We start from the raw sequence: 25474 nt of genomic DNA, 5'->3' as shown, positions 1-25474 counted from the left end.
CCCGCCCGCCGGCGCCAACGCCGCCGCGCCGGCGCTCGCCACCCCGCTTTGCATAGACGCTGGCCTATCACATCGAAGATGATCGCCGATTTTTCGATGTGATAGGCCAGCGTCTATCGAAAACGGGTGGTGCGGTCACGGGATGAGGCGGGCGCGTTCGGTGGCGGCGCGGGTTTCGAGGATGCCGGGGGCGGTGCGGTGGGAGAGAACCAGGGAAGCGCCGGCGGCGATGGGGGCGGTGAGCCAGTCCAGGGGGCGCGGGTGGGCACCGAGGTCGATGAGGACGCGGTCGCCCTTGGCGATCTCCAGTTCCTTGGCGCGGGCCAGTGAGCGCTCCGCCAGCTCGGCGTGTGTGATCGAACCACCGCCGCCGGGCAGCCCGACCAGTGACGGCGCGCCGGGGTCGGCCGCCGGGCCGCCGTAGAAGTCGCCGTGGGCGCGGGCGGAGCTGACCCAGTCCGACACGCCCGGCGGCAGGTCGCGCAGCGGTAGCGCGAACGGGTGAAGGCTCACGGCGTACGTGTCGGGGGCGGACGCGGCGGCCTCCGGCTCGACGAAGGCGACGTCGGCGGGCACGTCCGCGCTGTGCGACACGGCCAGACCTGCCGTCCAACAGGCCAGCATGATCGAGGCGGTCTGCCAGTGCGGGGGCAGCGAGATCGAGGCGACGCCGCCGGGGCCCAGCCCGCACCCGTCGACGAGCAGGTTCGCCGTCTTGGACACCCAGTTGGCCAGCGTCGCGCCGGAGAGCTCGGTGCGCTCACCCGTCGCGTCGTCGTACCAGGTGAGAAGGGGTTTTGCCGGATCGGTGGCGACCGTCGCGGCGAAGAGCTGACCGATAGTGGACACGTGGTCAGGCTACCGACACTGCCGCGTCGTGGACCTTGCCATGGGGCATGTCGGGCGTAGTCTGAAGCGTGACTGCTGTGAAACAGCGCACAGTCTCACAACCGCAGAGCGGCGGTCGGCTGGGCTGCGCTGCACACCCCCACAAGGAGTGTTCACCGTGACGATCGCTCGCTCTCCCCGGGTGCTTGTCGACGCCACCAGCGTCCCCGCTGACCGCGGTGGCGTCGGTAGGTATCTCGACGGCCTGCTCGGCGCCCTCGCCGACCATTCCGACATCGACCTGGTAGTGGTCTCCCAGCGCACCGACCAGGAGCGATACGCCCGCACCCTGCCGCACGCGCAGGTCGTCGCCGCCCCCGCCGCGGTGGCCCACCGCCCGGCCCGGCTCGCCTGGGAGCAGACCGGCCTGCCGCTGCTCGCCCAGCAGGTCGGCGCGCAGGTGCTGCACTCGCCGTTCTACACCTGCCCGCTGCGGGCCGGCTGCCCGGTGACGGTGACCGTGCACGACGCGACGTTCTTCACCGAGCCCGAGCATTACGAGAAGTCCCGCGGCACCTTCTTCCGCTCCGCGATCAAGACCTCGCTGCGCCGGGCCGAGCGGGTCATCGTGCCCAGCAAGGCGACCCGCGACGAGCTGATCCGGCTGCTCGACGCCGACCCGACCCGCATCGACGTGGCCTACCACGGCGTCGACCACACCGCCTTCCACGTGCCCGGCGAGGAGGAGAAGGCCCGCGTGCGGTCCCGGCTGGGGCTCGGCGACCAGACCTACATCGCGTTCCTGGGCGCGAAGGAGCCCCGCAAGAACGTCCCGAACCTGATCCGCGGCTGGATGGCGGCGGTCCGTGACCGGGTCGACCCGCCCGCGCTGGTGCTCGCCGGTGGCCAGGGCCACGACGACGAGATCGACCGGGTGGCCGCGGAAGTACCCGCCCACCTGCGGTTGCTGCGCCCCGGCTATCTGCGGTACGCGGACCTGCCCGGATTCCTCGGCGGCGCCGTCCTGTGCGCGTACCCGAGCCATGGCGAAGGCTTCGGCCTGCCGATCCTTGAGGCCATGGCCTGCGGCGCGCCGGTGCTGACCACGCCCCGGCTGTCGCTGCCCGAGGTCGGCGGCGACGCGGTCGCCTACACCGGCCAGGACGCCGACCACATCGCCAAGGACCTCGCGATCCTGCTCGACGACGAGCCGCGCCGCTGCGCGCTGGCCGCCGCCGGGCTGTCCCGGGCGAAGGAGTTCAGCTGGAGTTCCAGCGCCGACGCGCACGTCAGCGCCTGGCAGCGCTCGATCCGCCACCAGCGCTGACCAGGCCGCACCCCGCTCACTAGCAGGCGAATGCGGCTGGCGTCACGGGCGGGGTGCGTCGAATGGTCGCATCTGTCAGGCAGAATGGGCGGATGCTGCACGCCGTCATTCCCGCAGGTGGAAGTGGAACCCGTCTCTGGCCGCTGTCGCGCGCCACGAACCCGAAGTTCCTGCACCCCCTGACCGGCACCGCTGAGACCCTCATCCAGGCGACCGTGGCCCGGCTCGCCTCCGTGGCGGCGCTCGGCGACACGTACGTGGTGACGGGAGTCGCCCACGCGCCAGGGATCGCGCGGCAGCTGCCCGACCTGCCCGAGTCCAACATCCTCATCGAGCCCAGCCCGCGCGACTCCTGCGCCGCCATCGGCCTGGCCGCCGCGGTCATCGCCCAGCGCGACCCCGAGGCCGTGATGGGCTCGTTCGCCGCCGACCACCTGGTCCGCGACGGCGCCCGCTTCGTCGAAGTGCTGCGCGACGCCGAGGCCGGCGCCCGCCGCGGCCTGCTCATGACCGTCGGCATCACCCCGACCCACCCCGAGACCGGCTACGGCTACCTGCAGTGCGGCAAGACCGTCGACGGCCCGATCCGCACCGTCGACGAGTTCAAGGAGAAGCCCTCCCTGGACGTCGCGACCGAGTACGTGCGGTCCGGCCGCTACCTGTGGAACGCCAGCATGTTCGTCTGGCGCGTCGACGTCTTCCTCAAGGAACTGCACCGCCAGCAGCCCGAGCTGCACGACGGCCTGCTCCGCATCGCCGCCGCCTGGGACACCGACGACCGCGACCGGGTGCTCGGCGAGATCTGGCCGACCCTGCCCAAGATCTCCGTCGACTACGCGGTCATGGAAGGCGCGGCCGCGGCCGGGCTCGTCGCGACCGTGCCCGGCGACTTCGGCTGGAACGACGTCGGCGACTTCCACACCCTCGGCGACGTGCTGCCCGCCGACGACAACGGCAACGTCATCGTCGGCGACAGCGCCACCCTCGACGGCGGCAAGCCCGAGGTGCTGCTGCACGACTCCACCGGCACCGTCGTCGTGCCGCAGTCCGGCCGCCTCGTCGCCGCGCTCGGCATGCACGACGTGATCGTCGTCGACACCCCCGACGCGGTGCTGGTCTGCCCCCGCGACCGGGCCCAGGACGTCAAGAAGCTCGTCGACGAGCTCAAGGAGCGCGGCGACAGCCGCATCTGACGGCGCTCGCCTCGACTGCCTACGCTGATCTTCATGCGACTGGTGGAGCTGTCCGCGGCAGGCAACGAGGCGAGCGACCTGCTGCCCGTACACGATGAAGATCTGCTGGCCGAGCTGGGCGCACGCCGGGCCTACTGGACCGTCCTCGACGAGGGCCCGGTCGAGCAGTGCCTGGCACTGCTCGTCGAACAGCCCGACGGCGGCTGGCGGGCCGAGCACGTCAAGGCGACCGCGGGCGACCACGAGGGCCGCACCGAGGACGCCGAGGCGCTGGCCCGGCTCGACGGCTGGGTCTACGTGCTCGGCTCGCACTTCGGTTCCAAAGCCGGCCCGCTGCAGCCCAAACGCGCCTTCGTGGCCCGCTTCCGCGAGTCGGCCACGCCCCGGTTGCAGATCATCAGGCACCGGTTCGCGCTGCACCGCGCCGTCAACGACGCCCTGGCCGCGCTCGCCGCCATCGGGCACCCCGCCGCCCCCGAACCCGTCCGCGACGTCGTGCACGCCGGGTTCGTCGGCGAGGCCGTACGCCGCGGCACCGCCAAAGGCAAACGCTGGATCAGCCAGCTCGCCGCCGGCGACCACCCCGTCAACATCGAAGGCGCTGCCTTCACCGCCCGCGGCACGCTGCTCGCCGGACTCCGCTGGCCCGTCACCGCGCTCGGCGAGCCGATCCTCGTCGAACTCACCGGCGTGCCCGGCCTGTTCAGCGGCGCGGAAACCCTCGGCGTCGCCGGGGTGTACGCCCTCACCGGCATCGGCCCCGGCCCGCTCGGCGTACGCGCCCTCGCGGCCCGTGCGGACGGCGCCTACGACGTCGTGGTCGGCTCGATCGACGCCCTCGACAAGGGATCCATCCTGCTGGAGCAGCACCCCGACGCCCGCGACGCGACCTGCCGCCACCTGCGCTTCGAGCTGCCCGGCGGCACCGGCCCCGCGCTGGTCGCCCCGGCCCTGATCGCCGACCTGGCACCACTGCACCACGTCGAAGGCGTCTCCGAACGCGACGGCGCACCCGTATATGTAGCCGACGAGGATCACCGCATCGCGCTGTGGCTTCAAGCTGGGGTTCCGTAGCCTCCGCCCGCGTACGGAGCGGCCGGTCGACCTGCCTCCGGCAGACCGACCAGCCGCTACCGCATCGCCCCGTACGCCCCCGTACGGCCGAGTTCGCCCCTCCGAAGAGGCGCCGCCTCGGTTCCCCAGGCTGCGCCAAGGATCATCCACCGAATGGCGAAGGGTCTACGTCTTTCGGCTGTGACTTAAAGACCCAGGTCACCTCGGCCGGTAGAGTCAGCGCGGACCCCTAGCCCGGAGAGCTCATGCTGCGTATCCACTTCACCAGTGCCGACCTGGTCCGTACCCGGATCTCGTCGACACCGGACCCGATGTGGGAACTCGCGCTCAGCATCCACCTGCTGCGATACCGCGGCACCGATCCACTGCTGGGCGGCTGGAAGAACCGCATGATCAGCGACCTGAAGCCCGGCGGCGCGCTGCGCGACCAGGTCGGGCTGCTGCTCGCGCTCAACCCGCCGGTCGGTTACTTCCCCGACTTCCTCACCCCGCCCGAGGCTGCCGCAGGCATCGCCCCCGGGCTCGAAGCCGTGCTGTCCACGCCCAAGGACCGGCTCCGCAAGGAGATCAACGCCCTCGGCGATGCGCAGGGTTCCCTGGCGGGCAACGTCGACGACGTCGGTGGCGGGGCGACGCGTGCCCTGGGAGAACTCGGCACCGCCATCAGCCGGTACCACGAGACGGCCATCGCGCCCATGTGGGACCGGGTGCGCACCGCCGTCGACGCCGACCGTGGGCTGCGCGCCCGCACCATGCTCGACGCCGGGACCGAAGGGCTGCTCAACACCATTCACCCGACGGTACGGTTCGACGGCAGCGTGCTGGAGATCTCCGAATACCCGTCGAACCGGGACGTGCACCTCGAAGGGCGTGGCCTGCAGCTGGTTCCGTCGTACTTCAAGACGCCGAGCAAGCCGGTGTGCCTGTTCGACCCGGAACTGCCGCCGGTGCTGGTGTACTCGGTCCACCACGAGGCAAGAGCCGCCGTCGTACGCAGCCCGGAGGCGTTGGCGGCGTTGCTGGGGCGTACGCGGGCGGCGGTCGTCGAACTGCTGGCCGACGGGAGCACGACGACAGGGCTCGCCCGGCGGCTCGACGTGTCGGCGGCGGCCGCGAGTCAGCACGTGGCGGTGCTTCGCGAAGCGGGCTTGGTGCACAGCCTCCGCGACCGCAACACCGTCCTGCACACCCTCACACCACTCGGCAACGCGATGCTCGCAGGCCGCTCACCCACGCCTCCGTGATCTGACGACGATAAGTGCCAGAGCGCCGATCACGAGGACCGCACCGAGTGCCCACAGCAAGGGGCTGGAGCCGTCAGGCGATGGATCGGCAGGTGGGCTAACAGTCGCAGAAGCAGATACGAGTGGCGGCACGTCCGCCGTCAGTGCGCCAACGAGATCGACTACGCCAAAGCCGTACTGCACATCATGGCCAACTGGTCCCTTGTCAACGGCAGTCGCGGTCAAACGGTGCCTTACCTCGGAGCCGGATATTCCAGGAAAGGCTGCTTGCACCAGAGCTACTGCACCAGCCACTATTGCTGTGGCGCTTGAGGTTCCAGTACCTATGGACCAGGCATGGTTCGTGTTGGCGCTGGTTACTCCTACACATGGTGCAACAATGTCAATTCGGGAACTTTTTACTGATATCGCAGCGTGATCGCCATTTTTATCGATACATCCCACAGCGAGGACGTCAGGGTAGGCGGCTGGATACTCGACTGCCTTCGCTACTGGCGTGTTGCCTGCGGAAGCAACGACTATGATGCCTTCGTCAGTAGCCTCCCGCACCGCCTTTCGCATTTCGGGATCGTCACGCGCCATGCCGATGGAGATCGAGATGACATCGGCCTTCTGCGCTGTGGCCCAGCGAATCGCCTTGACTAATTGGGTTGACTCACCCGGCTCGAACTCTGTAAAGCGCACGGGAAGAATTTTGGCGTCCGGTGCGATACCTGCAACCCGACCATGCGCCACGATTAGGCCAGCCATGGCAGTGCCATGCCCGGCGGCATCAACTCGCCCGTCACCATCGGCCTTGACAAAATCCTTGCCGGGGAGCACGGAGCCACTCAGGTCTGGGTGCGTCGCGTCTACACCTGAGTCCAGAACGGCGACAGTCACGCCCGCTCCGCGTGAGGTCGCCTGTGCCTCCTTGGAATGCAAGAATGCATGAAACCATTGACCATCTTCAATTTGATCTACCCCGTATGCAGCGACGGGGTTTCCGGTCGCAACCGTGATCAGGAGAAGAGTTGTAATTGCTCGGCGAATGCCAAGGGTCATCCTCATGGTGCTGGGTTCCCTCGGCGGATTCTGACGATGGGTGCCGGCTCGCTTGACGTCGGCTCGGTCCTCCAGGGCATCGCGGTTTGCGTAAACCATTGTCTAAAGCCGTCCTCGACCTGCTCCGGCGATGATCCTGTGGGTAGAGCCTCATCGGCCGGTTTAATGATCGGCGGGACGCCGTTAGCCACCTCCCAGCGCGTATCTCCGTTGCGTCGACTTGCCGAACCAGCACCTCCGCGACCAGGCTGTGCGCCAAGTCCGCCCATGGGTAGGGGCATCAGCCCAGGGCTGCTCAAGTTCGTTCCGCGAACAGGCGTCGTGATCGTTGCTGCATTGCCCGAGCCGGGTTTCGGAAGCGCAACAACGTAGCCGCTTGTTCCCACGCCTGGCCCTGGTAGGACGTACGCGCCGCCATACGGGGCGTACGGGTTGCCCGGCGCGATAGGAAGCATCGATACTGGCTGCCCAGGCGACGCTGGAACTGGAGGCAAAGATCCTTGCAGGTCCGGAGAGGGGGCACCCGATGGGTCCGTTATCAACGGAGGGTATCCCGGCAATGTCGGTGGAACGACCGGGGTGCCTATACCGCCAGCGGCGACACGGGCGGGTCGCGGACCACCGCCACTCGGAGGTTGTGGACTGTCCCCAGGGCCCGGTCCTCCAAGCATGGTCATCGGCTCGCGGAACAGCAGCGTTGCTGGCATTACGATCGTGGCCCGATGGTCGCGAATGGCGCGTTCGGTTGCGTTCATCGTCTGCTCGGTGACGTAGCTGAGCCGCGCGGCTTCACGATCCCACCATTCAGGGCCGCCGTCTTCCGTGGTCAGTTCCCAGTCCTCAACTACCGCGTGCACCTCACGTTTAGCCTTCGCCGTCGCAGCCATAATTCCGTCGATAGCCAGTGCATTTTGGATGGCTACCTCACTGTCCTGACGCATCCAAGCGATGAGGCTGTCAATCTGTCTGAGAGCCACGGAAGCTGCAGGACTGTGGTCCGCAGGCCACATCTGAGCCAGTGCTTCGCGCTGCTTGGACAACTTTTCGGCTTGCGCCATCAATAAACTAGCCATTGCCCTGAGTGCTTTGACCTGCTCCCATCCACGCGCATCGTCCTCATTGCGGAGCATGTCCCACGCTCGGGGAGGGTCGACGGATACCCAATTTGTCTGTCCTTGTGTGGGCCACTGTTCGAGCGCGTCCTGCGGTCTCGCGACGTAGCCGCCTTCATCTCGAAGCACGCCGATCGGTCTGGCGCTCACGACAGCATCCCATGCGCTTGAGAGGATGGGTTTTTCTGAGCCGTTGCGGCCTTCTCGAGCTGTGTAATTGCCCTTGTGAGCTCGGTCTCAACCTCGTTGATCCGAGCAGCCGCACGATTATCTGCATTTGCGTAGTTCTCTACGATGCGCTCAAGCGCAAGCACCAAGCCTTCGGCGATCCGTAATTGATACTCACTGTTTTGGCGGTGCTGTACAAGGACGTCGTTGACAGATACCCGCGCAGCCAGCCCTTCTGCAGACTGCAGGGCGAGACAGAAGCGTGCTCCCCAAGCCAGCCGATGTTGTGCTGCGATCAGCCCCGGCCGCAGGCCTGCTTCCGTATCGTGGCTCAGGTCGGCGCGGACTTCGCGTAGGCCGGCCAGGTCAACGGTCAGCCGTTCCTGTGTGCGTTTTTCAGGCATGCTTCCCTCCCCAAAGAAGCGCGCTGTGGAGACGTTTCCGGCACCAACGATCCACACCCGCCGGGTTCACGTCTGCGGGCAGGGTAACGGATTGATGACGCTCAGCACAGCCCTTACCGGACCGCCTGTGGATAACTCACCGGACGTACAGCGGATCAGCCCTGGCCCAGCGCCTCTGCCCGCCCAAGCTCCCGCGCCTCCGCAGTGCCCAGCGAGAACAGGTCATGTTCCGCGTCCCGCACCAGCGTCGGCACGACCCCGTTGCTGTCCCGCGTGGACGTGAGCAGACCGCGTACGACCGCGACCGGCACCCGGTCGACCTTCCCCTTCACCAGCTCAGCAGCCGCCGCCAGCTCGTCCACGACGGCCATCTGCGTGATCTGCAGCTCGTTGCCGTACGGGTCCGTTTCCCCCCGGTGGTCCCGCAACGGCTCGATCCCCGCACACCCCAGGGCGACATCGGTCAGCCCGTTGCGCCACGGCCGCCCCATGGTGTCGCTGACGACGACGGCCACGTCAAGCCCGTACTGCTCCCGCAGGGCGTCTCGCAGTGCACGCGCGGACGCGTCCGGGTCCACCGGTAGCAGCACGAGCTGTGACCGGTCGACGTTCGAGTTGTCGATCCCGGCCGACGCCATCACGAACCCGTGGTGGGTCTGCACGATCCGGGTGTGCCCACGCGTCGCCACCGGCCGCGCGGTCTGCGAGCGCAGCACCTGCTCACGGGCTGCTTCCCGCTCCGGCCCCCCGACGGGCACCGATGCCAGTGCACCCTCCGACTTCGACACGATCTTGCTGGTCACGACCACGATGTCCCCGTCGGCCAGCCACGGAGCCGCCCCGACGATGAGTTTGGCCAGGTCGTCGCCTGGCTGCACGTCCGGGATGCCGCGTACCGCGTGCACGCTGTAGCCGTCGATCATGCGAGTCCTCCGAGTTGCAGCGCCGCGCGGACCATGGCGGCCGTGGTGTCGTCGTCGGTCATCCACAGTGGCACGGCGGCGACGCGTACGCCGGGAACGTCGGTCGCGGCGTCGGCGGTCTCGTCGACGAGCCAGCCGTCGAGCACGCCGCCGTCGGCGCGGGGGCCGTAGAGGCGGCCGACGCCCTGGGCGGAGCAGGGGACGTCGACGGCGGACAGGCATTTGTCGGCCATGCCGCGTACGGGGCTGCCGCCGATGATGGGGGAGACGCCGACGACGGGGGCGGAGCCGGTCACGAGGGCGTCGCGCAGGGCGCTGACGGCCAGCACGGGTGCGATGGACACGATCGGGTTGCTCGGGGCGAGCAGCACGATGTCGGCGGCCCGGAGCGCGTCGAGCACGCCTGCCGCGGGTTTGGCGGTGTCGGCGCCGACGAAGCGGAACTGTTTGGCGGGCAGGGCGGCGCGGTGGCGTACCCACCATTCCTGGAAGTGGATCGCCTGGTCGCCGGTGCCGTCCTCGGCCGTGACCACGACGTGGGTTTCGAGGCGGTCGTCGGTGGCGGGCAGCATCGTGATGCCGGGCTGCCAGCGGTCGCAGAGCGCGGCGACGACGGCGGACAGCGGGTAGCCGGCGTTGAGCATGCGGGTGCGGACGAGGTGGGTGGCGATGTCGCGGTCGCCGAGGCCGAACCAGGTGGGCTCGGCGCCGTACTTGGCGAGTTCCTCCTTGACGGTCCAGGTCTCGCCCTCGCGGCCCCAGCCGCGTTCGGGGTCGATGCCGCCGCCCAGGGTGTACATGACCGAGTCGAGGTCGGGGGTGATGCGCAGCCCGTGCATCCACACGTCGTCGCCCACGTTGACGACGGCGGTCACCTCGTCGCCGGTGGTGCGGGCGTGGGCCCGCACTCCGGCCAGGAAACGCGCGCCGCCGATGCCACCTGCCAGCACCACGATCCGCATGTCGACATCCTCCCGCACCGCGGCCGGGCGGCGGGGCCAGGGTCGTAGGCTGGCGACCATGTCCAGCGAGGTCGTTGCCCAGCCGGTGGTCGGTTCCGCGGAGATCGGCCGTGCGCTCAGGCGTGCTGCGGCCGGGAAGGCGCTGGATGCGGCGGAGGCGACTGCCCTGCTCAGCGCGTCGGGAGCGGCGTTCGACGAGCTTCTGGGACTGGCTTCGGGCGTACGCGATGCGGGGTTGCGCGACGCCGGGCGGCCGGGGGTGATCACGTTCTCGAAGAAGGTGTTCATTCCGCTGACGCGGCTGTGCCGTGACCGATGCCACTACTGCACGTTCGCGACGGTGCCGCACCGGCTGCCCGCGGCGTACCTGGACCGCGACGAGGTGCTGGCGATCGCCCGGCAGGGCGCGGCGCTGGGCTGCAAGGAGGCGCTGTTCACGCTGGGGGACCGGCCGGAGGAGCGGTGGCCTGCGGCGCAGCAGTGGCTGACCGAGCGGGGGTACGGGTCGACGATCGACTACCTGCGGTCAGTGGCGATCGCGGTGCTGGAGGAGACGGGGCTGCTGCCGCACCTGAACCCGGGTGTCCTGAGCTGGGCGGATCTGCAGCGGCTGCGGCCGGTGGCGCCGAGCATGGGCATGATGCTGGAGACGACCGCGACGCGGCTGTGGTCGGAGCCGGGCGGCCCGCACTACGGCTCGCCGGACAAGGAGCCTGCGGTGCGGCTGCGGGTGCTGGCCGACGCGGGCCGGGTCGGTGTGCCGTTCACCACGGGGGTCCTGATCGGCATCGGCGAGACGCACGCCGAGCGGGTCGACGCGATCTTCGAGATGCGCCGCAGCGCCCGCGAGTACGGGCACCTGCAGGAGATCATCGTGCAGAACTTCCGGGCCAAGCCGGACACGGCGATGCGCTCCACTCCCGACGCCTCGGTGCGCGACCTGGCGGCCACGGTCGCGGTGACGCGGTTGCTGATGGGGCCGGGTATGCGCATCCAGGCTCCGCCGAACCTGATCGACGCGTCGTTCGAGCTGCTGGTCAAGGCCGGGATCGACGACTGGGGCGGGGTTTCGCCGCTGACGCCGGACCACGTGAACCCGGAGCGGCCCTGGCCGCACCTGGACGAACTGGCGGAACTGACGAAGGCCGCCGGGTTCGAGCTGCGTGAGCGCCTGACGGTGTATCCGAACTACGTGCGCGGCGGGGACCGCTGGCTCGATCCGCGCCTGCAGCCGCATGTGCGGGCACTGGCCGACGAGTCCGGCATGGCCGTGGCAGACGCGCCGGTCGTGGGCCGCCCGTGGCAGGAGCCCGAGGTCGAGGGCGGGGTCGGTCGTGTCGACCTGCACCGCGAGATCGACGCCGAGGGGCGCACCGGCGACCGCAGGGGCGACTTCGACACGGTGTACGGCGACTGGGCGGCCGTCGGAGCGGCGGTCGGCGGGGCGGGGCCCGCGGTCAGCGTGGGGGCGCTCGCGGCGGGGCTGCGGATCGCGCGGGAGAACCCGGCGGCGCTGCTGGAGCCGGTGCACGAGGAGGCGGCGCTCGCGCTGCTGCACGCCGACGGTGCGGCGCTGGACGAGCTGTGCCGGATCGCGGACGACGTACGCCGGGACACCGTCGGGGACGACGTCACCTATGTGGTCAATCGGAACATCAACTTCTCGAACGTGTGTTACGTGGGCTGCCGGTTCTGCGCGTTCGCGCAGCGTGAACGGGATGCCGACGCGTACCGGCTGAGTGTCGAGCAGGTCGCCGACCGGGCCGAGGAGGCCTGGAACGACGGCGCGACCGAGATCTGCGTGCAGGGCGGCATCGACCCGCAGCTGCCCGTATCGGTGTACCCGGACCTGGTCCGCGCGGTGAAGGCGCGGGTGCCGGGTATGCACGTGCACGCGTTCTCGCCGATGGAGATCGTCACCGCCGCCGCCAAGGCGGGGGTGTCGGTCGAGGACTGGCTGACCCGGCTGCGCGACGCGGGGCTGGACACGATTCCGGGCACCGCCGCCGAGATCCTCGACGACGAGGTGCGCTGGGTGCTGACCAAGGGCAAGCTGCCCACCTCGGCCTGGGTGGAGACCGTCGAGACGGCACACCGGCTGGGCATCCGGTCCAGTTCCACGATGATGTACGGCCACGTCGACCACCCCCGGCACTGGCTGGGCCACTTCCGGGTGCTGGCGGGGCTGCAGGACCGCACCGGCGGCTTCACCGAGTTCGTGGCCCTGCCGTTCGTGCACACCAACGCCCCGATCTACCTGGCCGGGATCTCGCGGGCGGGGGCGACCTGGCGCGAGAACCGGGTGGTGCACGCGATGGCCCGGCTCCTGCTGCACGGGCGGATCCGCAACATCCAGTGCTCCTGGGTGAAACTCGGCGACGAGGGCACCGTGGCGATGCTGAACGGCGGATGCAACGACCTCGGGGGCACTCTTATGGAGGAGACGATTTCCCGAATGGCCGGTTCGGCGCACGGCTCGGCCCGTACGGTGGAACAGCTGCAAGCCATCGCCGCGGCCGCCGGTCGGCCCGCCCGCCAGCGCACGACGAGTTACGTGCGCTAGCAGCTCACTCCTGTCCGAAGGTCGTCAGCACCCTGCCGTCAAGTTCGACACGCCAGCAGAATTTCGCCACGACACGCCCGGCATGCCGTCACCGGTTTCGGGTCTGAATCGATAGGGCAGTGGCGGGACGGTGTAAACCGAACCGAACGGCCCTGCCGGGCGTGTACCAGAGTGAGCTTGACGGTGCACGTAGGACACGCGTGTAATTTTGCGTGGGGCTGGAGGTAGCGGCATCCACAAAACCGCCTATGTGGACAAACGCTCTCCAGGTGGGGGGTAGCGCCGGTCGCGAGCCGGCGCGCAATAAGGAGGCAGCGGAGATGGACGGTCGCCCCGTCGTGGCGGATCTGCTGGGCAACGCGCCCGAGTGGCAGGAGCACGCGCTGTGCTCCCAGACTGACCCGGAGGCGTTCTTCCCTGAGAAGGGTGGTTCTACCCGCGAGGCCAAGCGCATCTGCTCGCGCTGCGAGGTCAAGTCCGAGTGCCTGGAGTACGCGCTGTCGCATGACGAGCGCTTCGGCATCTGGGGCGGGCTGTCCGAGCGCGAGCGGCGCAAGCTCAAGCGCCGCGCGATCTGAGACTTTCGGCCGCTGCCGGGCCCGTGGGGGCGGGTCCGGCAGCGTTCCGGCATTTCGGCTTAAGCGAGATCGTCGGGGTTCAGGCCCAGCAGGTTGGCGACCTGCTCCACGATCACGTCACGTACCAGCTCGCCCAGGTCGTCACGATCTGAGGCGCGGAACTCCAGCGGTCGCCGGTAGACCACGATCCGAGGCGGCACCCCGTGCCGTCCCGGCCGTCCCGGCAGCAGCCGCGCCAGCGGCACCCGCCCGTCCTCCAGCACGTCGGAGTCGTAGACGTTGAGGTCCGGCGGCACGTCCTCGACCGCGAACTCCACCCCGGCCAGCTCGGTCGCGAAACGCGCCTCGAGCGACTCCACCGTGTCCAGCACCAGCTCGTCGAAGACCTCGGCCTTCGTCCTGGCCAGGGGCACGCTGGCCGGCACCAGCCGACCCCGCATGCCCCGCCCGTGGCGGTCGCGGCGGCGGCGGGCGGCGGTGGGGCGGCGTCGGGCGGGACTGGTCACCCGGCAAATGTATCCCCGCGCGCCAGCACCGGGACCCGGTACGGGGCCGTGATCCTTCCCTCGGCGTGTCGCGGCGCAACCGGCGTGCCGGTGCGCGGCGGGGCGCTAACGTCACACGCCGTGAGGTCTCCACGGCGTTGCTCGCGTAACGGCTGCCCCCGGCAGGCGGTCGCAACGCTGACCTATGTCTACGCGGAGTCGACCGCGGTGGTCGGCCCGCTCGCCGCGTACCAGGAGCCGCACACGTACGACCTGTGCGAACCGCACGCGCTGAGCCTCACCGCCCCGCGCGGCTGGGAGCTGGTCCGCCACGACGGCGAGTTCGAGCCGCCGCCGCCGACCACCGACGACCTCGTCGCCCTGGCCGAAGCGGTCCGCGAGGCAGCCCGCCCCGCTCCCCGCCAGCCGAGCCCTGAGCCGCCCGCCGGGCCGCCGACCCCCGGCCGCCGCGGCCACCTCCGCGTCATCCCGCCGGCCTGACGCGTCGAGCGCGGCCGTCGAGCGCGTGCCGCACCGCGAAGATCACTGTCTCGTGCCAATATCTGCGGTCTGACCACGTGTTCCGACACGAAACAGCGATCAAGGCCCGATCCCGTTAAGAAGGTGCCCTTCCTTCCCAGCGGTCGAGGGCGGCGACGGCGCGCAGGGCGGTGTTGATGCCGAGCCAGCGGAGGGGTTCGGGTTCCCAGCGCGGGGAGCGGTGGTTGACCCAGGGGAGGGCCGTCAGCGGGGACTCCGTCCCGGTGATCAGGTCGGCGAGGGTGCGTCCGGCGAGGTTGGTGGCGGCGACGCCGTCGCCCACGTAGCCGCCCGCCCAGGCCAGGCCCGTGGCGCGGTCGAGGCCGACGGACGGGTGCCAGTCCCGGGCGATGCCGAGCGGGCCACCCCAGGCGTGGGTGAGCCTCGTGTCGGCGAGGGCGGGGAAGAGGTCCACCAGCGTGTTCCGGAGGGCCAGGTGGACCGAGGGCACGCTGTCGAAGGTGGGGCGCACCGCGGAGCCGTAGTGGTAGGGCGCGCCCCGCCCGCCGAAGGCGAGCCGGTCGTCGGCGGTGCGCTGACCGTAGATGACCAGCCGCCGGTGGTCGGTGAACGTCTCCCGCCGAGCCAGGCCGACGGTGTCCCAGAAGGACGGCGGCAGCGGCTCCGTGGCGATCATCAGCGAGTAGACCGGCACCACGTCCCGCCGATGACCGGGCAGACCCGCCGTATAACCCTCAGTGGCCCGGACGACCACCTCAGCACGTACCGTCCCGTGCGCGGTGCGAACGGCGGCACCGTGCCTACCGGCTGCGCCACCGCCAGCGGCACCACGCATACCAGCACCGGCGCCCTGCGTACCGGCACCGGCGCCGTGCGTACCGGCACCGGCGCCGTGGCTACCGGTCATGGTGCGAGCAGTGCCCGGCATGATCTCCAGCACTCGGGTCTGTTCGTAGATAGGGACGCCCAGCCGCTCGACGGCGGAGGCTAGCCCGTGTACCAGCCGCAGTGGGTGCACCGCAGCGCAGTGCGGCGACCAGGTCGCCCCGCGCACCTCTGTCGCCCCGCAGCGCTCCAGCGCCTCGCGCCGGTCGAGCAGCCGCAGCTCGAACCCGTACGACGCGACCAGTCCCGCCTCCGCCCGCGCCCCGCGCCACTGCGCATCGGACCGGGCCAGCCCGAGTGTGCCGCCCTTGTCCCAGTGGCAGTCGATGCCCTCGGCGGCGACCACCCGGCCGACCTCGTCCACCGTGTCGATCATCGCCTGCTGGAACGCGACCGCCGCCGCCCGCCCGTGCAGCTTCGCGAGCTGCGGCAGCGGCGTCGGAAGCAGCCCGGAGCACCAGCCGCCGTTGCGCCCGGACGCCCCGAACCCGGCGTGCTCGGCCTCGACGATCGCGATCCGCAGGGCCGGGTCGGCCCGGCGCAGGTAGTACGCCGTCCACAGGCCGGTGTAGCCAGCGCCAACGATCGCCACGTCGACGTCGAGGTCGCCGGGCAGGGGCGGGCGGGGCGCGACGGCCCCGCCCGCGGTGTCGGACCACAGCGAGGTCACAGCAGTGACGAGGCCCGGGTCAGCACGTCGCGCAGGATCTGCTCGATCTCGTCGAACTGCTGCTGGGTCGCGGTCAGCGCCGGGGACAGCTGGATGACGGGGTCGCCCCGGTCGTCGGCGCGGCAGTACAACCCGGCCTCGAACAGCGCCCCGGACAGGAAGCCCCGGATCAGCCGCTCGGACTCCTCGGCGTTGAACGTCTCCCGGGTCGTCCGGTCCTTGACCAGCTCGATGCCGTAGAAGTACCCCTCGCCGCGGACGTCGCCGACGATCGGCAGGTCGTACAGCTTCTCCAGGGTGGCCCGGAACGCGGGCGCGTTGTCGCGTACGTGGCCGACCAGGTCCTCGCGCTCGAACAGGTCGAGGTTGGCCAGGCCGACCGCGCAGCTGACCGGGTGCCCGCCGAACGTGACGCCGTGGGCGAACATCTGCCCGTCGGCCAGGAACGGCCCGATCAGCCGGTCACTGGCGATCATCGCGCCGAGCGGCGAGTATCCCGAGGTCATGCCCTTGGCGGTGGTGATGATGTCGGGCTGGTAGCCGTAGTACTGGGCACCGAAGTACTCGCCGAGCCGCCCCCACGAGCAGATGACCTCGTCGGACACGAGCAGCACGCCGTAGCGGTCGCAGATGTCGCGTACCCGCTGGAAGTAGCCGGGCGGGGCGGGGAAGCAGCCGCCCGCGTTCTGCACAGGCTCCAGGAACACGGCGGCCACCGTCTCGGGGCCTTCGCGCTCGATGGCGCGGGCGATCTCCTCGGCGGCCCATACGCCGAAGGCCTCGTAGTCGTCGCCGTGTTCGGGGGCGCGGTAGAAGTTGGTGTTCGGCACCTTGATGCCGCCGGGCACCAGCGGCTCGAACTCGGCGCGGAACGCGGGGACGCCGGTGATGGACAGCGCGCCCATCGACGTGCCGTGGTAGGCGAGGTAGCGGCTGACGACCTTGTGCCGTAGCGGCTGGCCGACCTTCTTGAAGTAGGCGCGGGCCAGCTTCCAGGCGCTCTCCACGGCCTCGGAGCCGCCGGTGGTGAAGAAGACGCGGTTCAGGTCGCCGGGGGTGAGCGCCGCGATGCGGTCGGCGAGCTCGATGGCCTTCGGGTGGGCGTACGACCAGAGGGGGAAGTAGGCCAGTTCGTGCGCCTGCTTGGCGGCCGCTTCGGCCAGCTCGGCGCGGCCGTGGCCCGCGTTGACGGTGAACAGGCCGGCGAGGCCGTCGAGGTACCGCTTGCCGAAGCTGTCCCAGACGTAGGTGCCCTCGCCGCGCACGATCGTCGGCACGTCGCCGTCGCGGTAGGCGCCCATGCGGGTGAAGTGCATCCAGAGGTGGTCGGTTTCCTTGCCCATCGCGAGGCCTCACTCATCGGTACGTTGCGGCGTTGCCTACGGTTATCGCATACGTCGCCGAGATACAGCAACCCTCTCCGTAGTATTTTCGCATGACGGCTACGGATTTCGTAGTACGTCGGCAACCTGGGCGACATGGTCGGGCGGTTTGTGAACTGCCGCACCTCAGCGGGCAGGCAGTAGGGCGATTTGGGCACAATTGCTGGTCAGCCGATACCCCTCCAGGCTCTCAGCCTGCCCAGCGATAGGTGCCTCGATTGCGCGCTCGTCCTCTGTCGGCCCCGGCCCGCGCCCTGCTCGCGGCCACCACCGCGACCCCCTCACGGCGGCGCGTGCTGCGCGGCGCGCTCGGCGGCGGCGCGCTCGCCGCGACCGGCGGCATCCTGGCCGCGTGCAGCCCGAAGGGCCTGGAGCCGCAGACCGGCGCGTCCACCCGGGCGGCGTGCACCGCCGCGGACCTTTCCGCGAGCGAGCGCGCGGTGTCGTTCGGCAACTGGGTGCAGTACCTGGACGTGGACGACAGCGACGCGACCCGCCACCCGACGCTGGCCGCGTTCAAGGCCAGGACCGGCATCGACGTGTCCTACACCGAGGACATCAACGACAACAACGAGTACTACGGCAAGATCCGGGCGCAGCTCGCGGCCTGCCAGCCGGTCGACCGCGACATCGTGGTGTTCTCCGACTGGATGGTCAACAAGTTCCTGCGCAACGGCTTCGCGCAGGAACTCGACCCGGCGAAGACACCCAACTACCGCCGCAACCTGCTGCCCTCGCTGAAGGCCCGGCCGTACGACACCGAGCTGCGCTATGCCGTGCCGTGGCAGTCCGGGCTGACCGGGTTCGCGGTCAACACGCGGGTCGCCAAGGAGGTGCGCACCGTCGACGAGCTGCTCACCCGCCCCGACCTCAAGGGCCGGGTGACCGTGTCGATGGAGATGCCGGACACGATGGGCCTGCTCATCGCGTCGCTGGGCAGGGACCCGGCGGCGTTCACGCCCGAGGACTTCGACGCCGCGCTGGAAAAGCTGCGCCAGGCCGTCGAGTCCGGCCAGATCCGCCGCTTCACCGGCAACGAGTACGTCCAGGACCTGGCCAAGGGCGACGTCGCGGCCGCCATCGCCTGGTCCGGCGACGCCCTGCAACTCAACATCGAAGACAGCAAGATCAAGTTTGTATCGCCCGACGAAGGCCTGCTGATCTGGTCGGACGCGGCCGTCATCCCGGTCACCGCGACCCACGCGAGCAACGCGATGGCCCTGCTCGACCACTACTACGACCCGAAGATCGCCGCCGAGGTGGCCGCCTGGGTCAACTACGTCTGCCCCGTTGCGGGCGCGCAGGACGAGATGGTCAAGATCGACCCCGACCTGGCCGAGAACAAGCTGATCTTCCCTGACGAGGCCATGCTCGCCGGCGTGAAGGCGTTCGCCCCCCTCGGCGAGTCCGAAGAGCGCGACTACCACGCCAAGTTCTCCGCCGTCATGGGCGTCTGACCGCCCCGCCCACCCCGCTTCTCATAGACGCTGGCCTATTACATCGAGTATTTGTAGATCGAACTCGACGTAATGGGCCAGCGTCGATCGAAAGCGCGGCGCGGCATCGCCCCTCGAATAGACGTTGGCCTATCTGGATGAGTTCGATCACGAATTTTTCATCCAGATAGGCCAACGTCTATGAAAAACGGGTCAGGCGGCAGCGCCGGTGCCCCAGGAGTAGGTCTGTTTGCGGAGTTTGAGGTAGACGAAGACCTCGGCCCCGATCACGCCGTCGACGGCGCGCACCTCGTGCAGGATCTCCAGCAGGTGGTCGTCGTTGCGGCAGACGGCCTCCAGGAGCAGGTCATAGGACCCGGCGGTGATGACCACGTAGTCGACCTCCTCGATCGCGGAGATCCGGTCGGCGATGCCGTCGAGGTCACCCGTGGTCTTCACGCCGATCATCGCCTGGCGGCCCAGTCCCAGTTGGAGCGGGTCGGTGACGGCCACGATCTGCATCACGCCCGCGTCGATGAGTCGCTGCACGCGCTGTCGCACCGCCGCCTCGCTCAAGCCGACCGCGCGGCCGATGGTCGCGTACGGTCTGCGGCCGTCCTCCTGCAACTGCTCGATGATCTGCTTCGCGATGTCGTCGAGGAGCGCATGGTTGGCGTGGTTGAGTTGAGGGTGGCGGCGGATGACCCCGCGGGATGTGGCGGAGTCGGCGGGCGTCGGCAATGAGGCCTCCTGGGGCGTACGCAAAGGGGGAGTGCGTGTTGGTCCAGCCCGCGCATCGTATCGCTACGAGGCAGACGATTCCGGCACTTAGCGGCCACCCCCGTAACGGAAACGTCATCAAGTCGCGATATCGGATGCCGGAATCCGTAGTCGCACTCCAGATTCGCCACGGAATCCCTTGTCATGTGGCGCACGTCATGTCACGATCGTCGCGCCGCGGGTTGTTGAACATCTGACAAGTGGGAGGCGATATGACCGGCTTTTCGCCGAACGTGATAGGTGACCGGATCGCGGACGGCACGTCGGGTGAGCGCTTCGCCGTGGTCAACCCCGCCGACGGTAGCACCGTCGCGGAGTACGGGCTGGCTGGTCAGGAAGATGTGGAAGCGGCCGTGGCGGCCGCGCGGGCGGCTTTCCCCGGCTGGTCGGGCGCGACCCCGGGCGAGCGCTCCGCAGCGCTGCACCGCCTCGCCGCGTTGCTGGCCGAGCGGGCCCCGGAGTTCGTCGCCGCCGAGGTGGCGCAGACCGGCAAGCCGGTGCGCCTGGCGACCGAGTTCGACGTGCCGGGCACGATCGACAACACCGCGTTCTTCGCCGGTGCGGCCCGTGACCTGCAGGGCAAGGCGGCGGGGGAGTACTCCGCCGACCACACCAGCTACGTGCGGCGCGAGGCGATCGGCGTGGTCGGCTCGATCTCGCCGTGGAACTACCCGCTGCAGATGGCGGCCTGGAAGATCCTGCCCGCGGTCGCGGCGGGCAACACCATCGTGCTCAAGCCCGCCGAGCTGACCCCGCTGACCAGCGTGATGTTCGCGCGGGCCTGCCTGGACGCGGGCATCCCGGCAGGGGTCGTCAACGTGGTCACCGGGCGCGGCCCGGTCGCCGGGGCGGCGCTGGTCGCCCACCCGGACGTGGACATGGTCAGCTTCACCGGTTCGACCGCCGTCGGCCGGGGCATCGGCGCGGCGGCCGCGGGCGCGGTCAAGCGGGTGCACCTGGAACTGGGCGGCAAGGCCCCGTTCCTGGTCTTCGACGACGCGGACGTGGAGGCCGCGGCGCAGGGCGCGGTGGCCGGGTCGCTGATCAACTCTGGTCAGGACTGCACCGCCGCCACGCGTGCGTACGTGCAGCGCCCGCTCTACGAGCGGTTCGTGGCGCGTGTCGCCGAGCTGTTCGAGGGCGTACGCGCCGGGGACCCGCTGGACCCGGCGACCGACATCGGTCCGCTGATCAGCCTTGCCCAGCGCGACCGGGTGGCGGGCTTCGTCGACCGGGCCCGCGCGGCGGGTGCCAAGATCGTTGCCGGTGGCCGGGTGCCGGCGGGTCTGTCACACGGGGCCTACTACGCGCCCACCCTGATTGTCGACGCCGCCCAGGACAGCGAGGTCGTCCAGCACGAGGTGTTCGGCCCGGTGCTGGTCGTGCTGCCGTTCGACGCCGATGATGAAGGGGTGGTGCTGGCCAACGACACGCCGTACGGCCTGGCGGCGAGTGTGTGGACGCGGGACGTCCACCGGTCGCTGCGGGGCACGCGCGAGCTGCGCGCCGGATGTGTGTGGGTCAACGACCACATCCCGATCATCAGCGAGATGCCACACGGGGGTTACCGTCGCTCCGGCTTCGGAAAGGACATGTCCACGTACTCGTTCGACGAGTACACCCAGATCAAGCACGTCATGTACGACACCACCGCGGTCGCCGCGAAGCCCTGGCACCGCACCGTCTTCAGTCAGTAAGTGATATCTGCGCCTGTACACCCCTCTGGCAGTGAAGGAACGTTCGATGGCTCGTCGCATACCTCTCTCCCCGCAGGCTCAGGCGGTGCTGGCGGCCATGCCGTCGCGCCGGACGCTGCTGCGCGGGGCTCTCGCCGGTGGGGCGTTCGCGGTGACCGGCGGTGCGCTGGCCGCCTGTGGCACCAAGGGCACCGGCAACGGCACCGCCGGCCCGTCGGCCGGCCCGCTCTGCACCGTCGCCGACGTGTCGGCCGCCGAGCGCAAGGTCGCCTTCTCGAACTGGCTCGGTTACCTGGACGAGGATGAGAAGAACGCCGAGGTCCACCCGACGCTGGTCGCCTTCAAGGCGAAGACCGGCATCGACGTGTCCTACACCGCCGACATCAACGACAACAGCGAGTTCTACGGCAAGATCCGCACGCAGCTGGCCGCCTGCCAGCCGATCGACCGGGACCTTGTGGTCTTCACCGACTGGATGGCGACGACGTTCATCCGCAACGGCTTCGCGGCCAAGTTCAACCCGGACAAGGTCGCCACGTTCCTGAAGAACCTGTCGCCGGCGCTGCGCAGCCGCCAGTTCGACCCGAACATGGAGTACGCGGCGCCGTGGCAGTCGGGCCTGACCGGCATCGGCGTGAACACCGGGGTGGCCAAGGAGGTGCGCACCGTCGACGAGCTGCTGACCCGCCCCGACCTGAAGGGCAAGGTCACCTGTCTCACCGAGATGCGCGACACGATGGGCTTCATGCTCATGTCCGGCGGCAAGGACCCCGGCAACTTCACCACGGCCGACTTCGACACCGCGCTGGAGAAGCTGAAGGCCGCCGTGGCGTCGGGCCAGATCCGCCGCTTCACCGGCAACGACTACGTGCAGGAGCTGGCCAAGGGCGACATCGCCGCGTGCATCGCGTGGTCCGGCGACGTGATCCAGCTCGGCTTCGAGAACGACAAGATCAAGCTGATCACGCCGGACGAGGGCATGATGCTCTGGTCGGACAACGCGCTGATCCCGGTGACCTCGCCGCACGCCAGCAACGCCATGGCGGTGATCGACTACTACTACGACCCGAAGGTGGCCGCCGAGGTGGCCGCGTTCGTGAACTACGTCTGCCCGGTGGCCGGCGCGCAGGAGGAGATGACCAAGATCGATCCTGATCTCGCGCAGAACCCTCTCGTCTTCCCCGACGCCGCGATGCAGGCGAAGATCAAGATCTTCAAGCCGCTGACCGAGGCGGAGGAGAAGGAATACACGGCCAAGTTCCAGGCAGCGATCGGGGCGTGACAGGTTGAAGGTGACCGACCAGGACCTCTGCATCGAGAACGTCACCAAGACGTTCGGCGGGTTCACCGCCGTCGACGACCTCACCCTGACCATCCCGGACGGCTCGTTCTTCGCGCTGCTGGGGGCGTCGGGCTGCGGCAAGACCACCACGCTGCGCATGGTCGCCGGACTGGAGGAGCCGACCGCCGGGCGGATCACGCTCGGCGGGCTGGACATCACCCGGATGCGCCCCTACAAGCGGCCGGTCAACACGGTCTTCCAGAGCTACGCGCTGTTCCCGCACATGAGCGTCGCGGACAACGTGGCGTTCGGGCTGCGCCGCAAGGGCGAGAACAGGGCGGACACCCGCCGCAAGGTCGCCGAGATGCTCGACCTGGTCCAGCTCGGCCAGTACGGGTCGCGCCGCCCGGCGCAGCTGTCCGGCGGCCAGCAGCAGCGGGTGGCGCTGGCCCGTGCCCTGGTCAACCAGCCCGAGGTGCTGCTGCTCGACGAGCCGCTCGGCGCGCTCGACCTCAAGCTGCGCCGCCAGATGCAGATCGAGCTCAAGCGCATCCAGACCGAGGTCGGCATCACCTTCGTGCACGTCACGCACGACCAGGAGGAGGCCATGACGATGGCCGACACGGTCGCCGTGATGCAGGCCGGGCGGATCGAGCAGCTCGGCGCCCCGGCGGAGATGTACGAGTTCCCGGCCTCGGCGTTCGTGGCCAACTTCCTCGGGCAGTCCAATCTGATCAAGGCTGAGGTCACCGGGCAGGCCGACGGGCACGTCACGGTCGACGCGCACGGCAACCGGCTGGCGGTGCCGTCGGCCCGGTGCCGGGTCACGTCGGGCACGGCCCTGCTGGGCGTACGCCCGGAGAAGCTGCACCTGGCCGACGGCCTGGCCGCGGTGCCCTCGGGCCACGCTGCGGTGCAGGGCGTCGTCACCGACGCGTCCTTCACCGGCGTCTCCACGCAGTACCTGGTGCGCGCCCCGTGGGGCAGCGAGCTGACGGTGTTCGTGCCCAACTCCGGCATCGCCGCACCGGCGCTGCCCGGGGCGCAGGTGGCGGTGCACTGGTCACCCGCGCACTCGTTCCTCGTGGGGAGCTGACGTGGCCGCTCTGCTACCCACGGCGTCGACGGGAACACCGGTCGCCACCGACATCCCGGTCGAACCACCGGCCGGGATGCGGCGGCGGCGCTGGGTCCCGTACGCCCTGCTCGCCCCCGGCCTGGCGTGGCTGGCGGTGTTCTTCGTCTACCCGGTGTTCCAGCTGGCGATGGCGAGCCTCTGGGACCCGAGCGGCTCTGTCGAGACCGGGTACTCGTTCGCCTGGGCGTTCTCGAACTACAGCACCGCCTGGGAGCTGTTCAACGAGCAGTTCGTCCGGTCGCTGTGGTACGCGCTGCTCACCACCGTGATCTGCGTGCTGCTGGGCTACCCGCTGGCGTACGCGATCGCGGTCAAGGGCGGGCGCTGGAAGAACCTGATGCTGGTCGGCGTGATCGCCCCGTTCTTCACCAGCTACCTGGTGCGCACCTACTCGTGGAAGGCGATCCTGTCCGACAGCGGGCCGGTGGTCGAGTTCCTCAGGTGGACGCACCTGCTGGGCCCGGACGGGCGGCTGCTGGCGACCGAGTTCGCGGTGATCGCGGGCCTGGTCTACAACTTCCTGCCGTTCATGGTGCTGCCGCTGTACGCCAGCCTGGAGCGGCTGGACCTGCGGCTGCTGGAGGCGGCCCGGGACCTGTACCACGGGCCGGTGCGCAGCTTCCTGCGGGTGACGCTGCCGCTGTCCCTGCCGGGCGTGCTCGCGGGCACGCTGCTGACGTTCATCCCGGCCGCCGGTGACTACGTCAACGCACAGCTGCTGGGCGGGCCGAAGACCCAGATGATCGGCAGCGTGATCTATTCGCGGTTCCTGGTGGTCAACGACTACCCGATCGCCTCGGCGCTGTCGATGATGCTGATGCTGACGATCCTCGTGCTCGTGATGATCTATCTGAAGCTGTTCGGCACGGAGGAGGTGGTCTGATGCGCGGGTTCTGGCGCTGGATCGCCGAGAAGTGGGTGCTGCTGCTCGGCTTCGTGCTGCTGGCGTACCTGTTCGTGCCGATCGCCGTGGTCATGCTGCTGTCGTTCAACCAGCCCGCCAGCCGCAACACGACGTACGTGCTGGACCTGAGCACGTTCGACTTCACCTGGCACAACTGGACGGACATCTGCGGCGCGGCCGGGCTGTGCGACTCGCTGATGCGCAGCATCTATGTCGGGTTGTCGGCGACGCTCATCGCCACCATCCTGGGCACTTTGATCTCTTTTGCGCTGGTTCGCTACCGTTTCTGGGGGCGCGGATCGACCAATACGCTGATCTTCCTGCCCATGGCCACGCCCGAGATCGTCATGGGCACCTCGCTGTTGACCCTGTTCCTGGGCCTGCAGATCCCGATGGGCTTCTTGACGATCCTGATCGCGCATGTCATGTTCTGCATATCGTTTGTAGTGGTGACCGTGAAAGCGCGACTGGCCGGGCTTGACCCGAGGCTGCAGGAGGCGGCGATGGACCTCTACGCGACGCCGTGGCAGGCGTTCCGTCTGGTCATCCTGCCGCTCGTGCTGCCCGGCATCGTGGCCGCCGCTTTGCTGGCGTTCTCGCTGAGCTTCGACGACTTCATCATCACCAACTTCGTCACCGGCACCAGCGACTACACCACGTTCCCCATGTTCATCTGGGGCTCCAACCTGCGCGGCATCCCGCCGCAGGTCAACGCGATCGCCACCGCGATGTTCCTGATCTCGTTCGCGTTCGTCATCGCGGGCCAGCTGCGCACCCGTCGCCGCTCCGCCCGCCGCGCCGCGACGTCCTAGCAAGCCTGACGGCCGCCGACCGGCCCCACTGATTCGTGGGGAGCCGGCTCGGCGGCCGTTTGGTATTCCCAGACATTTCGTT

21 protein-coding genes and 1 pseudogene are annotated in these 25474 nt (G+C 69.4%); 13 read left to right on the top strand and 9 right to left on the bottom strand.

Annotated features, from left to right (window positions below; translation table 11 throughout):
* Positions 1-135: 135 nt before the first annotated feature.
* Entirely contained in the window at positions 136-849 is a 714-nt protein-coding gene (locus HAV40_RS20350) for a TIGR03089 family protein (RefSeq protein ID WP_166383570.1), read from the bottom strand.
* A 157-nt stretch (positions 850-1006) separates the two neighbouring features.
* On the opposite strand from HAV40_RS20350, the gene HAV40_RS20345 reads away from it, so the two are divergent.
* From HAV40_RS20345 to HAV40_RS20330, 4 genes are all read left to right on the top strand, one after another.
* Positions 1007-2155, top strand: a complete 1149-nt coding sequence (locus HAV40_RS20345; protein ID WP_166383568.1) for a glycosyltransferase family 4 protein — start codon at positions 1007-1009, stop codon at positions 2153-2155.
* Positions 2156-2247: 92 nt separating this feature from the next.
* Positions 2248-3348, top strand: coding sequence for a mannose-1-phosphate guanylyltransferase (locus tag HAV40_RS20340; protein ID WP_166383566.1), 1101 nt, complete (start codon positions 2248-2250; stop codon positions 3346-3348).
* Between the two features lie 27 nt (positions 3349-3375).
* Positions 3376-4422, top strand: a complete 1047-nt coding sequence (locus tag HAV40_RS20335; protein WP_166383705.1) for a hypothetical protein — start codon at positions 3376-3378, stop codon at positions 4420-4422.
* 245 nt (positions 4423-4667) lie between these two features.
* The gene (locus HAV40_RS20330; protein WP_166383564.1) at positions 4668-5666 is read left to right on the top strand and encodes an ArsR/SmtB family transcription factor; all 999 of its coding nucleotides are present in this window, start codon (positions 4668-4670) and stop codon (positions 5664-5666) included.
* Here the strand turns inward: HAV40_RS20330 and HAV40_RS20325 are convergent.
* From HAV40_RS20325 to cofD, 4 genes and pseudogenes are all read right to left on the bottom strand, one after another.
* Positions 5649-6716 carry a S8 family serine peptidase gene (locus HAV40_RS20325; RefSeq protein WP_166383562.1) on the bottom strand — a complete coding sequence of 356 codons (1068 nt, stop codon included), beginning with the start codon at positions 6714-6716 and terminating at the stop codon, positions 5649-5651. The two genes, HAV40_RS20330 and HAV40_RS20325, sit on opposite strands and share 18 nt — an antisense overlap.
* Before the next feature lie 1252 nt (positions 6717-7968).
* Positions 7969-8394, bottom strand: a complete 426-nt coding sequence (locus HAV40_RS20320; RefSeq protein WP_166383560.1) for a hypothetical protein — start codon at positions 8392-8394, stop codon at positions 7969-7971.
* A gap of 170 nt (positions 8395-8564) precedes the next feature.
* Positions 8565-9317: pseudogene (locus tag HAV40_RS20315) on the bottom strand (coenzyme F420-0:L-glutamate ligase); the annotation flags it as partial.
* Positions 9314-10279 carry a 2-phospho-L-lactate transferase gene (gene cofD / locus HAV40_RS20310; RefSeq protein ID WP_166383556.1) on the bottom strand — a complete coding sequence of 322 codons (966 nt, stop codon included), beginning with the start codon at positions 10277-10279 and terminating at the stop codon, positions 9314-9316. The pseudogene HAV40_RS20315 and the gene cofD, both read right to left, overlap by 4 nt.
* A gap of 58 nt (positions 10280-10337) precedes the next feature.
* Between cofD and HAV40_RS20305 the strand changes: the two genes are divergently transcribed.
* Together HAV40_RS20305 and HAV40_RS20300 are read left to right on the top strand one after the other, a co-directional pair.
* Entirely contained in the window at positions 10338-12842 is a 2505-nt protein-coding gene (locus HAV40_RS20305; protein ID WP_166383554.1) for a bifunctional FO biosynthesis protein CofGH, read from the top strand.
* 320 nt (positions 12843-13162) lie between these two features.
* Positions 13163-13420, top strand: coding sequence for a WhiB family transcriptional regulator (locus HAV40_RS20300; RefSeq protein ID WP_120316911.1), 258 nt, complete (start codon positions 13163-13165; stop codon positions 13418-13420).
* 59 nt (positions 13421-13479) lie between these two features.
* Here HAV40_RS20300 and HAV40_RS20295 read toward each other — a convergent pair whose 3' ends face one another.
* Positions 13480-13926: a metallopeptidase family protein gene (locus HAV40_RS20295; protein ID WP_120316910.1), complete on the bottom strand. Its 447-nt coding sequence runs from the start codon at positions 13924-13926 to the stop codon at positions 13480-13482.
* Positions 13927-14046: 120 nt separating this feature from the next.
* On the opposite strand from HAV40_RS20295, the gene HAV40_RS20290 reads away from it, so the two are divergent.
* Positions 14047-14406: a DUF3499 domain-containing protein gene (locus HAV40_RS20290; RefSeq protein ID WP_166383552.1), complete on the top strand. Its 360-nt coding sequence runs from the start codon at positions 14047-14049 to the stop codon at positions 14404-14406.
* A 115-nt stretch (positions 14407-14521) separates the two neighbouring features.
* Here the strand turns inward: HAV40_RS20290 and HAV40_RS20285 are convergent, their stop codons facing one another.
* Together HAV40_RS20285 and HAV40_RS20280 are read right to left on the bottom strand one after the other, a co-directional pair.
* Positions 14522-15961 carry an NAD(P)/FAD-dependent oxidoreductase gene (locus tag HAV40_RS20285; RefSeq protein ID WP_166383550.1) on the bottom strand — a complete coding sequence of 480 codons (1440 nt, stop codon included), beginning with the start codon at positions 15959-15961 and terminating at the stop codon, positions 14522-14524.
* Entirely contained in the window at positions 15958-17304 is a 1347-nt protein-coding gene (locus HAV40_RS20280; RefSeq protein WP_166383548.1) for an aspartate aminotransferase family protein, read from the bottom strand. Before HAV40_RS20280 ends, HAV40_RS20285 begins: the two co-directional genes overlap by 4 nt.
* 257 nt (positions 17305-17561) lie before the next feature.
* Between HAV40_RS20280 and HAV40_RS20275 the strand changes: the two genes are divergently transcribed.
* On the top strand, positions 17562-18800 hold the full coding sequence (locus HAV40_RS20275; RefSeq protein ID WP_239085959.1) for an ABC transporter substrate-binding protein: 1239 nt from the start codon (positions 17562-17564) through the stop codon (positions 18798-18800).
* A gap of 192 nt (positions 18801-18992) precedes the next feature.
* Here HAV40_RS20275 and HAV40_RS20270 read toward each other — a convergent pair whose 3' ends face one another.
* A complete protein-coding gene (locus HAV40_RS20270) occupies positions 18993-19481 on the bottom strand; it encodes an Lrp/AsnC family transcriptional regulator (protein ID WP_166383701.1) in 489 nt (162 codons plus the stop codon).
* Positions 19482-19771: 290 nt separating this feature from the next.
* On the opposite strand from HAV40_RS20270, the gene HAV40_RS20265 reads away from it, so the two are divergent.
* The 5 genes from HAV40_RS20265 to HAV40_RS20245 are packed head-to-tail and all read left to right on the top strand — an operon-like array spanning position 19772 to position 25392.
* Positions 19772-21256 (top strand): gamma-aminobutyraldehyde dehydrogenase, encoded by a 1485-nt coding sequence (locus tag HAV40_RS20265; protein WP_166383546.1) that lies wholly within the window; start codon positions 19772-19774, stop codon positions 21254-21256.
* A gap of 46 nt (positions 21257-21302) precedes the next feature.
* Positions 21303-22538: an ABC transporter substrate-binding protein gene (locus HAV40_RS20260; RefSeq protein WP_166383544.1), complete on the top strand. Its 1236-nt coding sequence runs from the start codon at positions 21303-21305 to the stop codon at positions 22536-22538.
* Positions 22539-22548: 10 nt separating this feature from the next.
* Complete coding sequence (locus tag HAV40_RS20255) at positions 22549-23634, top strand: ABC transporter ATP-binding protein (RefSeq protein WP_239085960.1); 1086 nt, start codon at positions 22549-22551, stop codon at positions 23632-23634.
* Position 23635: 1 nt separating this feature from the next.
* Positions 23636-24559: an ABC transporter permease gene (locus tag HAV40_RS20250; protein ID WP_239085961.1), complete on the top strand. Its 924-nt coding sequence runs from the start codon at positions 23636-23638 to the stop codon at positions 24557-24559.
* Positions 24559-25392, top strand: a complete 834-nt coding sequence (locus HAV40_RS20245; protein WP_166383540.1) for an ABC transporter permease — start codon at positions 24559-24561, stop codon at positions 25390-25392. Before HAV40_RS20250 ends, HAV40_RS20245 begins: the two co-directional genes overlap by 1 nt.
* Positions 25393-25474 lie beyond the last annotated feature (82 nt).

The organism is Catellatospora methionotrophica (genome assembly GCF_011297335.1).
In the GTDB taxonomy this organism is placed as follows: Bacteria; Actinomycetota; Actinomycetes; order Mycobacteriales; family Micromonosporaceae; genus Catellatospora; species Catellatospora methionotrophica.
The sequence above is the reverse complement of the archived record's forward strand: the minus strand, read 5'-3'. Positions and strand labels throughout refer to the sequence as shown.